Origin of the sequence: Alistipes sp. cv1 (assembly GCF_900240235.1) — a bacterium.
GTDB classification, from domain to species: domain Bacteria; phylum Bacteroidota; class Bacteroidia; order Bacteroidales; family Rikenellaceae; genus Alistipes_A; species Alistipes_A hominis.
Genome location: NZ_OEPW01000001.1, coordinates 772,884 through 784,653, shown reverse-complemented (window position 1 = coordinate 784,653; position 11,770 = coordinate 772,884). Strand labels below are relative to the sequence as shown.

The 11,770-nt window shown below is 56.9% G+C and carries 11 protein-coding genes; 2 read left to right on the top strand and 9 right to left on the bottom strand.

All coding sequences use genetic code 11. The features are described from left to right. Nucleotides 1-62: 62 nt before the first annotated feature. From C1A08_RS03265 to C1A08_RS03245, 5 genes are all read right to left on the bottom strand, one after another. The gene (locus C1A08_RS03265) at nucleotides 63-380 is read right to left on the bottom strand and encodes a hypothetical protein (protein WP_101571353.1); all 318 of its coding nucleotides are present in this window, start codon (nucleotides 378-380) and stop codon (nucleotides 63-65) included. Between the two features lie 65 nt (nucleotides 381-445). Next, on the bottom strand, nucleotides 446-1,858 hold the full coding sequence (gene nusA / locus C1A08_RS03260) for a transcription termination factor NusA (RefSeq protein WP_081032479.1): 1,413 nt from the start codon (nucleotides 1,856-1,858) through the stop codon (nucleotides 446-448). A 146-nt stretch (nucleotides 1,859-2,004) separates the two neighbouring features. Continuing rightward, nucleotides 2,005-2,472 carry a ribosome assembly cofactor RimP gene (gene rimP, locus C1A08_RS03255; protein ID WP_055202081.1) on the bottom strand — a complete coding sequence of 156 codons (468 nt, stop codon included), beginning with the start codon at nucleotides 2,470-2,472 and terminating at the stop codon, nucleotides 2,005-2,007. A 213-nt stretch (nucleotides 2,473-2,685) separates the two neighbouring features. Beyond that, nucleotides 2,686-3,489, bottom strand: coding sequence for an acyl-ACP--UDP-N-acetylglucosamine O-acyltransferase (lpxA, locus tag C1A08_RS03250; protein WP_055202079.1), 804 nt, complete (start codon nucleotides 3,487-3,489; stop codon nucleotides 2,686-2,688). Between the two features lie 32 nt (nucleotides 3,490-3,521). Continuing rightward, nucleotides 3,522-4,913: a bifunctional UDP-3-O-[3-hydroxymyristoyl] N-acetylglucosamine deacetylase/3-hydroxyacyl-ACP dehydratase gene (locus C1A08_RS03245; protein WP_101571351.1), complete on the bottom strand. Its 1,392-nt coding sequence runs from the start codon at nucleotides 4,911-4,913 to the stop codon at nucleotides 3,522-3,524. 86 nt (nucleotides 4,914-4,999) lie between these two features. Here C1A08_RS03245 and C1A08_RS03240 point away from each other — a divergent pair, with 86 nt between their 5' ends. Together C1A08_RS03240 and C1A08_RS03235 are read left to right on the top strand one after the other, a co-directional pair. Beyond that, complete coding sequence (locus C1A08_RS03240) at nucleotides 5,000-5,860, top strand: energy transducer TonB family protein (protein ID WP_180951510.1); 861 nt, start codon at nucleotides 5,000-5,002, stop codon at nucleotides 5,858-5,860. Between the two features lie 59 nt (nucleotides 5,861-5,919). Continuing rightward, on the top strand, nucleotides 5,920-6,768 hold the full coding sequence (locus tag C1A08_RS03235) for an enoyl-ACP reductase FabI (RefSeq protein ID WP_101571347.1): 849 nt from the start codon (nucleotides 5,920-5,922) through the stop codon (nucleotides 6,766-6,768). Between the two features lie 119 nt (nucleotides 6,769-6,887). Here the strand turns inward: C1A08_RS03235 and C1A08_RS03230 are convergent, their stop codons facing one another. From C1A08_RS03230 to C1A08_RS03215, 4 genes are all read right to left on the bottom strand, one after another. Beyond that, a complete protein-coding gene (locus tag C1A08_RS03230) occupies nucleotides 6,888-8,315 on the bottom strand; it encodes a sialate O-acetylesterase (RefSeq protein WP_101571346.1) in 1,428 nt (475 codons plus the stop codon). A gap of 25 nt (nucleotides 8,316-8,340) precedes the next feature. Continuing rightward, nucleotides 8,341-9,834, bottom strand: a complete 1,494-nt coding sequence (locus C1A08_RS03225) for a family 43 glycosylhydrolase (RefSeq protein ID WP_101571344.1) — start codon at nucleotides 9,832-9,834, stop codon at nucleotides 8,341-8,343. Nucleotides 9,835-9,924: 90 nt separating this feature from the next. Beyond that, nucleotides 9,925-11,028, bottom strand: coding sequence for an AI-2E family transporter (locus tag C1A08_RS03220; RefSeq protein ID WP_101571342.1), 1,104 nt, complete (start codon nucleotides 11,026-11,028; stop codon nucleotides 9,925-9,927). An 80-nt stretch (nucleotides 11,029-11,108) separates the two neighbouring features. Then, complete coding sequence (locus C1A08_RS03215; RefSeq protein WP_101571340.1) at nucleotides 11,109-11,765, bottom strand: phosphatidylserine decarboxylase family protein; 657 nt, start codon at nucleotides 11,763-11,765, stop codon at nucleotides 11,109-11,111. Nucleotides 11,766-11,770 lie beyond the last annotated feature (5 nt).

Here is an 11,770-nt window from a genome sequence, read left to right as displayed (position 1 = left end):
TTTTTCGGGTTCGGATCTATATCGACTCTTATTTGTTCTTATCTAAGTTGTTTGCCGGACGGTCACCGTAGCAGGTGACCCGCTATCCCGACCAGCGTTCCCAGTACGACGGCGTTCGCCGCGATGACGGGCAACGGCTTGCGGTCGGCGTGCCCCACCTGAATCGGCATCGGGATCGTCAGCGCGAGGCCTACCACGCCTCCCTCGATCCACCAGGGGATGTGCGGCAAATCCATGTTCACGATCACGATCGAAACGAAAAAGTAGTGCAGGAAAACGGATACCGTCGAGTGCGCCGGCAGTTTCTGCGCGATCATCGGGACGATGTCCGCAATGCCTGCGCCCAGGCCGATGCACATGGATAAAGCGAATGTATTCATTCCTCTTTCGTAACGTTCTGCGATCGTTCGCGGCCGGCTTCCTTCGTCCGGCCCGTTTCCGCGCGCTATTCGAATTCCGATTTCAAAATATTCAGTACCTCCTGCAGGGTTCCGGCGTCGATCCCCGTGCGCTTGGCCAGTTCTTCGGCCGAAAGTTCCAGTACGCTTTTGGCCGTGTCGCGGCCGATGCTCTTGAACTTATCGATGATCGCTTCGTCGATCTCATCCTTAAATTCGTCCAGGCTCACGTCCTCTTCTTCCGATTTCAGGATGTCGATGATCTCCTGCGCGGTCTCTTCCTCCAGGTCGGAACGCTGAGCCAGTTCCGCGACGGAGAGTTCCAGCACGCTCTTGACCGTGTCGCAGCCAATGCTTTTCAGCTTGTCGATAATCCAGCCGTCGATCCGGTCTTTGAACGTATCCAGGGCGATGTCTTCCTCTTCCAGTTCGCGGTAGACGTCGATATCGTATCCGGTCAGCATACTCGCGAGCCGGATGTTCAGGCCGCCTTTGCCGATCGCCAGCGAAACTTCTTCCGGTTTCAGGTAGATTGCCGCGGTCTTGGTTTGCTCGTTGAGGTTGATCGACGAGATCTTGGCCGGGTTCAGCGCCCGCTGGATGAACAACTGCGTGTTGGTCGTATAGTTCACCACGTCGATGTTCTCGTTGCGCAGCTCCTTGACGATCGAGTAGATGCGCGATCCCTTCATGCCGACGCAGGCGCCTACCGGGTCGATGCGGTCGTCGTAGGATTCTACGGCGACTTTGGCGCGTTCGCCGGGGATGCGGACGATCTTCTTGATCGTGATCAGGCCGTCGTAAATTTCAGGGACCTCCATCTCGAAAAGCCGTTCGAGGAATTCCGGGGCGGTACGCGACAGAACGATGTAGGGGTTGTTGTTCTTCATCTCCACTTTCGAAACGATCGCCTTGATGCTGTCACCCTTGCGGAAGAAGTCGTTCGGGATCTGTTCCGCTTTCGGCAGCACCAGTTCGTTCTCTTCGTCGTCCAGCACGAGTATTTCCTTTTTCCATACCTGGTAGACCTCTCCGGTAATGATTTCGCCCACTTTTTCGGTGTATTTATTGAACAGATTGGCCTTTTCCAGGTCGAGTATCCGCGAGGCGAGATTCTGCCGCAGCGACAGCACGGCGCGCCTTCCGAAGTCGGCCAGCTTGATCTCTTCGGCCACCTCTTCGCCCATTTCGTAGGTCGGGTCGATTTTGCGGGCGTCGGTCAGCGAGATCTGCTGGTTCGGGTTTTCCACCGTTCCGTCCTCCACGATCGTCCGGTTGCGCCATATTTCGAGGTCTCCCTTTTCCGGGTTGATGATCACGTCGAAATTTTCGTCCGTTTCGTAAGTCTTGATCAGCAAGTGACGAAACACATCTTCCAGAACACCGATCATGGTGCTCTTATCGATGTTCTTAAGCTCTTTGAACTCCGCGAACGTGTTTACGAGATTGAGATTGTCCATATCTGTAATGTAAAATTTTAACAGGCAATACGGCCTTACGGTTTTCCGACCATTGCCCCCGGTACGTTTTGGTTAACTTTACTTTAGCTTTTTTTGTGTATGTTTTATATCCGGTTGCGGCCCTCGCCGGGCCGGCTGCCGTTTCGTTACTTGAATCGCAGGTGTTCGCGGGTCGTCTTGATCTCCGCGAGCGGGATCGTCCGTTCGCGTTCGACCGATACCCGGCGTTTTTTACCTTCTACGGCTACTTTTTCGCTGTAACTCAGCGTAAGCGCCTCTGCGGACGCGTCTTTCAGAACGGCGGTCAGTTTCGATCCGTCTTTCAGCACCGCCTCGACTTCCCGGCCGATCAGCTTGCGGTACTGCCGCAGCATCGTGAGCGGCTGACCTATGCCGGCCGACATGACCGTTAGTTCGAAATCCTCTGCATCCCGGTCGAACGCCTCTTCGACCGCCCGGCTCAGTTCCGCGCAGCGGTCGATTCCCACCGACGTGTCGCTGTCGATCGTAATTTCGATCTCGTTGGACGGCGACTGCCGGATACCGACCAGGAACAGATCCGTTCCGGCCAGTTTTTCGTCGATGATTTCACGTATCCGTTCGGTATCTATCATGGATGTACGATTTGTCGAAAGTTCCGGGGTAGGGTTAATAAAACGGGGGACTCCCGTCCCCCATCTTTCCGCTACGCTGCAAATGTAGCTTTATTTATTGAAAAAAACAACAAATTTCCGTTAATTTTCGTGTCGCGGCGACCAGCGAATACAACGGCCGGACCGGGATCCGGATCAGTCGTATGCACCGGGACGGTCGTTCGGCGCCTGTCGTTATTCGATTTCGTCGTCGCTTTTTTTCGGGTTGTACGGCTTCAGGATGCCCCGTTTGGAGCTTCGGATGAAGTCGAGCACCAGATCCCGTTCGGCAGATTGCGGCACCTGGTTTTCGACCATTTCGCAGGCGCGCGAATAGTTGTAGCCCGATTGGAAAAGGATGCGGAACATCTCCTGGATCTCGTTGATTTTTTCCGGCGAGAATCCCCTGCGACGCAAACCGATGAAGTTGGCTCCGACGAACGACAGCGGGTTGTGGGCCGCTTTCACGAACGGCGGGATATCTTTGCTGACCAACGATCCTCCGCTGAGCATCACGTGGGCCCCGATCCGGCAGAACTGGTGAACCGCCGAGTGTCCGCCGAGGATCGCCCAGTCCTGGACTTCGACTTCTCCGGCCAGCGAAACGCCGTTGACGATCACGCAGTTGTCTCCTACGGTGCAATCGTGTCCGACATGCGCGTAAGCCATGATCAGCGTGTTGCTTCCCACTTTGGTCACTCCTTTGGCCGCCGTACCGCGGTTGATGGTGGCGCATTCGCGGATCGACGTGTTGTCGCCGATCTCCACGGTCGAGTATTCGCCGCGGAATTTCAGATCCTGCGGTACGCCGGCGATTACGGCCGAGGTGTGTATTTTGCAGTTGTTTCCCAGCCGTGCGCCGTCCAGGATCACGGCTCCCGGGCCGATCCAGCAACCGTCGCCGATCACGACATCGGCTGCAATGTATGCAAAAGGTTCGACGGTTACGCCTTCTCCCAATTTTGCATTTTCGGAAACATGGGCTGATTTACTTATCATTATACTCGGATTATGGATTTCTGTTCGGGTTGTCAGTCTTTGTTGCGGGCGATCTGCGCCATCAGCGTCGCTTCGGTCGTAAAACGGTTGCCCACGTAGGCTTTCGCTTCCATGGTGACGATTCCGCGCCGGATCGGTTCGGCCAGTTTCAGTTCGAACTGCAACGTGTCGCCGGGAACCACTTTGTCCCGGAACTTCACGCCGTCGATCTTGAGAAAATAGGTCGAGTAGTTTTCCGGGTCGGGAACGCTGCTGAGCGCCAGAATCCCGCCGCACTGGGCCATCGCCTCGATGATCAGCACGCCCGGCATGACCGGCTCGTTCGGGAAGTGTCCCACGAAAAACGGCTCGTTCATCGTTACGTTCTTAATCCCGACCACGTTCTCGCTGTCCAGGTGCATTACCTTATCTACCAGCAGGAACGGAGGACGGTGGGGTAACATGCCCTTGATCTGTTTGATGTCGTATACGGGAGTCGAGTCCGGCTCGAAATGGAAACGGGGCTTAGCCGCGTCCCGCTTGATGTTCCTGCGGATTATTTTGGCCAGTTCGGTATTGGCGGCATGGCCCGGGCGGTAGGCGACTACGCGTCCGTGGATGCGCATACCGATCAGCGCCAGATCGCCGACCATGTCCAGCAGCTTGTGGCGAGACGGTTCGTTCGGAAAGCGGAGTTGGATGTTGTTCAGGTAGCCTTCGTCGACCTGAACGTCCTTTTTGTTGAAAAGTTCCGACAGCCGGGCGAGTTCTTCGTCCGGGATCTTGTTTTCGACGATCACGATGGCGTTGTCCAGGTCGCCTCCTTTGATCAGGTTGTTCTTGATCAGCGGTTCCAGTTCGTGCAGAAAGACGAACGTGCGGCACGGGGCGATCTGTTCCGCGAAATCCCCGATACGGTCGAGGCGCGCATACTGGTTGCCTATGATTTTGGAGTTGAAATCGATGTTGACGTTGATTGAAAATTCGTCGTCCGGGTATACCGCCAGCTCGACGCCGCGTTCGGGCGCTTCGAAAAGCGTTTTTTCACTCACCGAATAATATTTGCGTTCCTCGTCCTGCTCTTTGAGTCCGGTTCGCGCGATGGCTTCGACGTATTCCCGCGCCGAGCCGTCCATGATCGGGGTTTCCGGAGCGTCGATGTCGATCAGGGCGTTGTCTACGCCGCAGCCCCACAGAGCCGCCATAACGTGCTCGATCGTGCTGACGCGGACGCCGCGTTTTTCGATGGTCGTTCCGCGCGATGTATCCACCACGAAATCGGCCAGGGCTTCGATCGTCGGTTGGGCCTCGAGATCGATCCTTCTGAATTTGATGCCGTGCCCCGCTTCGGCCGGGTTGACGGTCATAGTAACATGAAGCCCCGTGTGCAAGCCTTTTCCCTGAAAAGTGATCGGAGCGTTCAATGTCTGCTGTTTCGGTGACATAACTTTTGAAAAAACATTATTTTGCGCGCAAAGGTATGAATTTTTTGAAAGAAATCGTACTTTTGTTCGGTTTTTATAGGGAAACGATGCAGGAAACAAGCAAACCGGCGCCCCCTGCGCGTCCGGTACCGCCGAATGTCCGGCCGCCGCGGCCGAGGCTGCCTTTCGAAAAAGGCCCCACCGATCTGGGCTCATGGGCTTATGAGCACCGGGTGGGACTGTGCTGCATGATTATCGCTTACCTGGCTTTCGGGATCGTATTCGTTTCGGTAAAAATCGCGATGAACCAGGAGCGCGTCGAGGGAGCGATGTACATCGACCTGACCGATATGCAGCAGGCGCTCGAAACGCTTCAGCAGCAGGTGCCCGAGCAGCAGGACGAGGGGGACGATTTCAGCAATGTCAAAAACCGGATCTCCGATGAGAACGGCCGTTCGGAGTCGGTCGGCCGTACGACGGCGTCGACTGCGGGCGGGGGCGCTTCCTCGTCGAAATCGATCGCCGATTTTATGGAGGGGCTCGACGAAGAGGCTGCGGCCGTAGCCGGACGCGTGAAGGCTTCGCAGGACGCTTTTGCGAAGGGCCGCCGCGAAGAACAGGAGATGATCGCCCGCAGCAAGGCCCAGCGCGAAGCGAAGGAGGGCGAAAAGGAGAGCGGCGTCAAGCAGAAAGGCAGCGTATTGATATCCTACTGGCTGCCGGGCCGCCGCGACGTTTCGCTGTACATGCCGGCCTACCAGTGCGAGGGCGGCGGCGAAGTGACCGTGAACATCACCGTGAACCGCAACGGCAAGGTCGTCTCGGCATCTATGAAAGAGAGCTCGACCAACAGCAGTTGCATCAACGACATGGCCATTCTGGCGGCCCGCAATTCTCGTTTCAACGTGGAGGATACGGGGTCCGATAAGCAGAGCGGCACTATCACCTACATTTTCGTGCCGCAGTAATCCCCTTTTTGGAGTTCGACATATTTGACTACCTTTGCGCCGATCAAAAGTGAATAAAGATGTCGTATAATTTGTTGAAAGGAAAGAAGGGGCTGATTTTCGGAGCCCTGAACGAAGACTCGATCGCGTGGAAAGTGGCCGAGCGAGCCGTGGAAGAGGGAGCGGAGATCGTGCTGACCAATACTCCCGTGTCGATCCGCATGGGAACCATCAATCAACTGGCCGAGGCGTGCGGCGCCATCGTCGTACCGGCCGACGCCACCAGCGTACCCGATCTGGAGAACCTGATCGAGAAGACCATGGAGCATTTCGGCGGCAAGTTCGATTTCATCCTGCATTCGATCGGGATGTCCCCGAACGTCCGCAAAGGACGCACTTATGACGATCTGGATTATGATTTTCTGACCAAAACGCTCGATATATCGGCAATTTCGTTCCATAAGGTGATTCAGGTAGCCCGTAAAAAGGATGCGCTGAACGACTGGGCTTCGATCGTGGCGCTGTCGTATATTGCCGCGCAGCGGACGCTGTACGGTTATAACGACATGGCCGACGCCAAGGCGCTGCTCGAGTCGATCGCCCGCAGTTTCGGGTACATCTACGGCCGCGAAAAATTCGTCCGGATCAATACCGTGTCGCAGTCGCCGACGCCGACGACCGCCGGCAAGGGCGTGCTGGGGATGGGCGACCTGATGGATTACGCCGACCGGAACTCTCCGCTGGGCAATGCGACGGCCGACGATTGCGCGGGCTATGTGCTGACGCTTTTTTCCGACTTGACGCGTAAAGTGACCATGCAGAATCTGTTCCACGACGGCGGATTCTCGAGCATGGGTATGAGCCGCCGCGCGATGACGCTGTACGAAAAAGGGCTCGAAGTCGAATACCAGGATATTTCGAAACGGTAAGATTCGTTTCCGGAGTCTGTAAATAAAAAGTGCACTGTCCCTCGGACGGTGCACTTTTTTATTTTTATTATTGCTGTCGGCCGGCCGGTTACGCTTGCCGGCTGCGCGGAACAGCCGTTTTACTGCGCATCGTTCCAGTCGTCCGTGCGGAACGGGAACGCGGGCAGTCCTCCGGTATTGTACAGTGTCGTCTGGTCGGGTACGTTGCGGAACGCGTAGCGCACGGCGACCGGATTCTCGACAATCGTCGAGCTGACGGCGATCTCCGGTTGTCCGACGATGTATTCGGCCCGTGCCGGAACGAAAATCTTGTCGGCTCCGGCGATCTCGAAGCCTTTGATCCGTCCCGAATAATCCGGGCCCAGCGTACCTTCGGTCTTGAAACGCACGATCGCCTTGCCGTCTTCGAAACGCACCGATTCGAAGCGCGGGCTTTCGCAGATCAGGCCCTTCTTGCCATAGGTTTTGCTCAGCGCCAGCAGGGCGAGACGTTCGCCTACGGGGATTTTTTGAGACGGGTGAATGCAGGGGCCGCTGCCGATATCGGTCGTCGAGGCCATACCCGAATAGGGGATTTTGTCCATTGCGGCGAGCTGCTGTTCGACGATCAGCGGTACGCTGGTTTTGTCGTCGCCTTCGTAAACGAACGGCGCGATCTGGACGTAGTAGAACGGCATCTGCTGGTTGCCCCACTCGTTTCTCCACAGCGAGACGAGCTGCTGCATATACTGGCTGTACAGGTGCGCGTTTCCGGTGTGGATGTTCGATTCGCCCTGATACCAGATGAATCCCTGGGCCGTGTAGTTGACCAACGGATGGATCATCGCGTTGTACAGTTGTGCGGTCTTATTCGGGGCCTGATGGTTTTTGTCTTTTTCAACTTGGTTTTGTTCTACTTTTTGGGCGGTTTCCATGTCCATCCAGGTTTCGATGCGGGTTCCGCCCCAGTCCGTTTCGATCAGGCCGATCGGAATGCCGAGCACTTTGTATAGGTTCAGGCCGAAGAAATAGCCGACGGCGGTGAATCCGGCGACGCTTTCGGTCGTAGCTTCCTGCCATCCGGTGTCGGTGTTGCAATCGTCCAGCGGCCGGTCGCTCACTTCGCGGCGTACTACGAACATCCGGATGTCGCTGTTCGTCCCGTTCAGAATCGCCTCGTTCGAACCGACTACCGGCTGTCCGGGGAAGCCCGTGACCGGCATCTGCATGTTCGACTGCCCGGAGCAGATCCAGACTTCGCCGATCATCACGTTGTCGAGTACGATCGCTTCGCCGTCGCTGATCCGGATCGAGTAAGGTCCTCCGGCGGCAGGCGTGGCGACCGCCGTCTTCCAGGTGCTGTCGGCGGCAGCCTGGACGGTGTATTTGCGGTTGTCCCACGAAGTGGTGACCGTTACTTTTTTCGACGGGGCGGCTTTGCCCCACAGATTGGCGTTGCACTGCTGTTGCAGCACCATGTTGCTGCCCAGTACGGACGGCAGCGTCACTTTGGCCGACATCCCGGCGGCCGTCAGCAACGACAAGCTCAGAAAGAGGATTTTTTTCATTCCGTTTGATTTGTTTGTGGTTGTTTTATAATGTTTTGTACTTGAAATTCCTGAAAACGACTTCGCCGCAGCCCGCCGCGTAGATCCCCGGCCGCAGGCTCAGGAACTCCCCGGCCATGTTGTGGTGATAGCCCGAGGTTTCGCAGCTTTTGTCTGCCTTCGTCCAATTCCGTCCGTCGGGACTGTACCAGAACGAGACGACGTGCCGGTCGTTCCGCAGCCGGAACCAGACGTGCCGGGGAAGCTGCACGTCGAACGACTCGGCCCTGCCGAGCACGTGGATTGCCAGGCGTCCTTTGTCCAGGCCGATTCCGGTATAAAGTTTCGGATTGTAAAAGAGCACCAGTCCGGCGACTGCTTCCGGCGCGCATTCCGCTTCGACCTCCATTTCATAGGCATGATCTCCGGTAACGAACAGCATCGGACAGGCGTCGGACGGGTCGTTGCCGCAGGCCTGCATCACGAGGGTACGGTTCTCTCGGCGCGCCCGCTGCGGGTCGTATTCCCCGGCGAACTGCCATTGCGTTCCGGTCCGGTCGGTCGAGAAATCGTCCGAGAAAGAAGCGGCGGTTTCCTGTTTCGCCGGCTGTTTTTTCGCAGGACGGGCAACCGCGGCGGGCCAGCCGTCTTCGGTCATGGCGACGGGTTCGATCAGCGTTTGCCTACCCAACGTGTAGAATCCCCGTTCATAGGCGTGGTAAACGACGTACCACTGTCCGTCGGGGGTGTCGATCAGCGTCCCGTGTCCTTTCGAACACCAGCGCTCGTCCGGGGAGTAGGTATGTACCAGCGGATTGTACGGGCTGTTTTCCCACGGGCCGGTCAGGCGCTCGGCCCGCGCGACGACGACCATGTGGCTGGTCGGCGGCCCGGCCGTTCCTCCCTCGGCCGTCAGCATATAGTAGTATTTTCCTATTTTTCGGATTTTGGGCCCTTCGAGGCAGAATCCTTCTACGTCCCACTCCTTCGGAAATTCCCATCCGTCGTAAACTTTTCGTGCGGGGCCGGTCGCCGAAAGCCCGTCGGCGGCCAGCGGAACCAGGTAGCCGTTGCTCATCAGCAGGTAGCGGTTTCCCTCCGCATCGACCGCGTGTCCCGGATCGATCCCGCCGATCTGCAAGTCGACCGGTTCGCTCCACGGCCCTTCCGGGGAGTCGGCCCATACGACCATGTTGGTCGTATGGGCCGGAGTGACCACCGGAAAATAGATGTACCACCGGCCGTTGTGTTTGACGATATCCGGGGCGTATACCGATCCCACGTACCGGTGCAACGCATTGACCAGCGGTTCCCAGCGCACCAGGTCTTTCGATCGGTAGATCAGCAGGCCCGGCGCGTATTCGAACGAAGAATGCACCATATAATAGGTATCTCCGTCTCGGATGATCGAAGGGTCGGGGCGGTCTCCCGCCAGCATCAGCCGTTCGGAATTTACGCCGCGTTCGGCCGCTTTTTCGGCGACGGCGGCGTTCGAAGACAGCAGCAGACTCAGGACGAGCAGCGGGAACAGTTTGCGCATGAGCGTAAAATTTTAGGGAAAAGCGACTTCTTTTTTACGGGCCGCCCGCAAAAAAGACAAACAAATTTAATAAAATTTGTCCGGAATCCGTCAGATTTTTTCGGTAAGTTTCTGGACGACGCGGAAATTGTTGAAAAATTCCTTGGCGAAGACGCGGATTACATTGTAGGCCGGGATAGCCAGTAACATACCCAGCACGCCGGCCAGCGATCCGGCGATCAGGATTACCAGGAAGATCTCCAGCGGGTGCGCTTTGGCCCGGTTCGAATAGAGTACCGGCTGGAGGACGAAGTTGTCCACGCCCTGCGCGAACAGGATCGTCCCGGCGATCCGCAGCGCCATCCCGCCGGTCGAGACGTCGCCTTGCATACCGGTGACGCCGATGAAAATGCCGATCGCGATACCGATCGTGGGACCGACGTACGGGATCACGTTCAGCACGCCGACGATCAGCCCGATCACCAACGCGTTGTGCGGCGAAAGGCCCCAGATCAGCAGGCCGATCGAGACGATCACGGTCATCAGCGCCGATTCGGTAACGATTCCGGTGAAGTAGCGCACCAACAGGTTGGTTACCGAGTCGAGCGCTCGAGAAATGTTCGCTTCGTATTTTTTCGGGAACATGATGATGACCATGTCGTAAAACAGACTGCTTTCCTTCAGGAAAAAGAAAGTGATGAACGAGATCGAGAAGGCCGCGATGACCGCGTTGCCGACCGTATTGACGATCGATGCGAGCAGGTTGTTGATCAGGTTGATGTTCAGCAGCGGCTTGATCTGCTCGGTGATGGCCTGGATGATCGAGAATTCGTCGTCCCGGATGGCGAACGTTTGTTTGATGAAGTGTTCGAGCGACATCAGCGGCTCGTGGAAATAGCCGATGAGCTGCGGGATGTCGAGCGATGAAAATTCATTGATCTTCTGGAAAACGATCGGGACGAACAGCCCGAACAGTCCGACGATGACGATCCAGATCATGAGCAGCGTGCACAGGGCGGCCAGCCAGCGGGGAACGCGCAGCCGCCGCGTCTTGCCGATGTGCAGCCTGCTGAGCAGGTCGGTCAGCGGCTTGCCGATCATCGCCAGCACCGCCGCCGTCAGGATATACGCGACCACGTTGCTGAAGTACCACACGAGGAACAGAACCACTGCCGTGATGACCCCTGCAACGATATACCGGTATATTTTAGACATCTTTATAAATTAGGTCTCAAGAGTAGGAATGTCTTTATCTCTTTTTTGGGGGAGCGGATTCCGGCATAACCCGGCCGAAACTACTGCTTTTTCAGCCGTGCGATCAGCGTTTGCGTACCGACCACCTTGTCGCCGAGCTTGACCCGGATGTCGGCGTCCAGCGGCAGAAACAGATCGACCCGCGAGCCGAACTTGATGAATCCGCACTGCGAATTTTGTTCGACGCGGTGCCCTACGCGGGCGTAAGAGACGATCCGTCGGGCCACCATACCGGCGATCTGGCGGAACATGATTTTTTGTCCTCCCATGTCCACGACCGTCGTCGTCCGTTCGTTGTCTTCCGACGATTTCGGGTGCCACGCCACCAGGAACAGCCCGTGGTGGTGTCGGAAGTAATCGACCGTTCCCGAAACCGGGAACCAGTTGATGTGCACGTTCCAGATCGACATGAAGACCGATACCACGATCCGGTTGTCCTTGAAATATTCTTTTTCTTCGACCTCCTCGAGCGCGACGATCGTTCCGTCCGCCGGCGAATACACGGCTCCGTCGTCCTGCAACAGCGGCCGCGACGGGCTTCGGAAAAAGGAGGTGATGAACAGTACGCCGATCCATGCCGCCACGGATACGATCCATGCCGCCGCTGTCGGCAGCAACCAGAAAGAAAGTACGGCAAGAACGATTGCCAGAGCCGCGGCGCACAGGATGATCGGAGCTCCCTCCTTATGGATTTTCATACTAT

Bases quoted from the DNA above. Each gene is read 5' to 3' on its own strand.
- C1A08_RS03265 (WP_101571353.1), bottom strand. From the start codon at position 380: ATGAATACATTCGCTTTATCCATGTGCATCGGCCTGGGCGCAGGCATT.
- nusA (WP_081032479.1), bottom strand. From the start codon at position 1,858: ATGGACAATCTCAATCTCGTAAACACGTTCGCGGAGTTCAAAGAGCTT.
- rimP (WP_055202081.1), bottom strand. From the start codon at position 2,472: ATGATAGATACCGAACGGATACGTGAAATCATCGACGAAAAACTGGCC.
- lpxA (WP_055202079.1), bottom strand. From the start codon at position 3,489: ATGATAAGTAAATCAGCCCATGTTTCCGAAAATGCAAAATTGGGAGAA.
- C1A08_RS03245 (WP_101571351.1), bottom strand. From the start codon at position 4,913: ATGTCACCGAAACAGCAGACATTGAACGCTCCGATCACTTTTCAGGGA.
- C1A08_RS03240 (WP_180951510.1), top strand. From the start codon at position 5,000: ATGCAGGAAACAAGCAAACCGGCGCCCCCTGCGCGTCCGGTACCGCCG.
- C1A08_RS03235 (WP_101571347.1), top strand. From the start codon at position 5,920: ATGTCGTATAATTTGTTGAAAGGAAAGAAGGGGCTGATTTTCGGAGCC.
- C1A08_RS03230 (WP_101571346.1), bottom strand. From the start codon at position 8,315: ATGAAAAAAATCCTCTTTCTGAGCTTGTCGTTGCTGACGGCCGCCGGG.
- C1A08_RS03225 (WP_101571344.1), bottom strand. From the start codon at position 9,834: ATGCGCAAACTGTTCCCGCTGCTCGTCCTGAGTCTGCTGCTGTCTTCG.
- C1A08_RS03220 (WP_101571342.1), bottom strand. From the start codon at position 11,028: ATGTCTAAAATATACCGGTATATCGTTGCAGGGGTCATCACGGCAGTG.
- C1A08_RS03215 (WP_101571340.1), bottom strand. From the start codon at position 11,765: ATGAAAATCCATAAGGAGGGAGCTCCGATCATCCTGTGCGCCGCGGCT.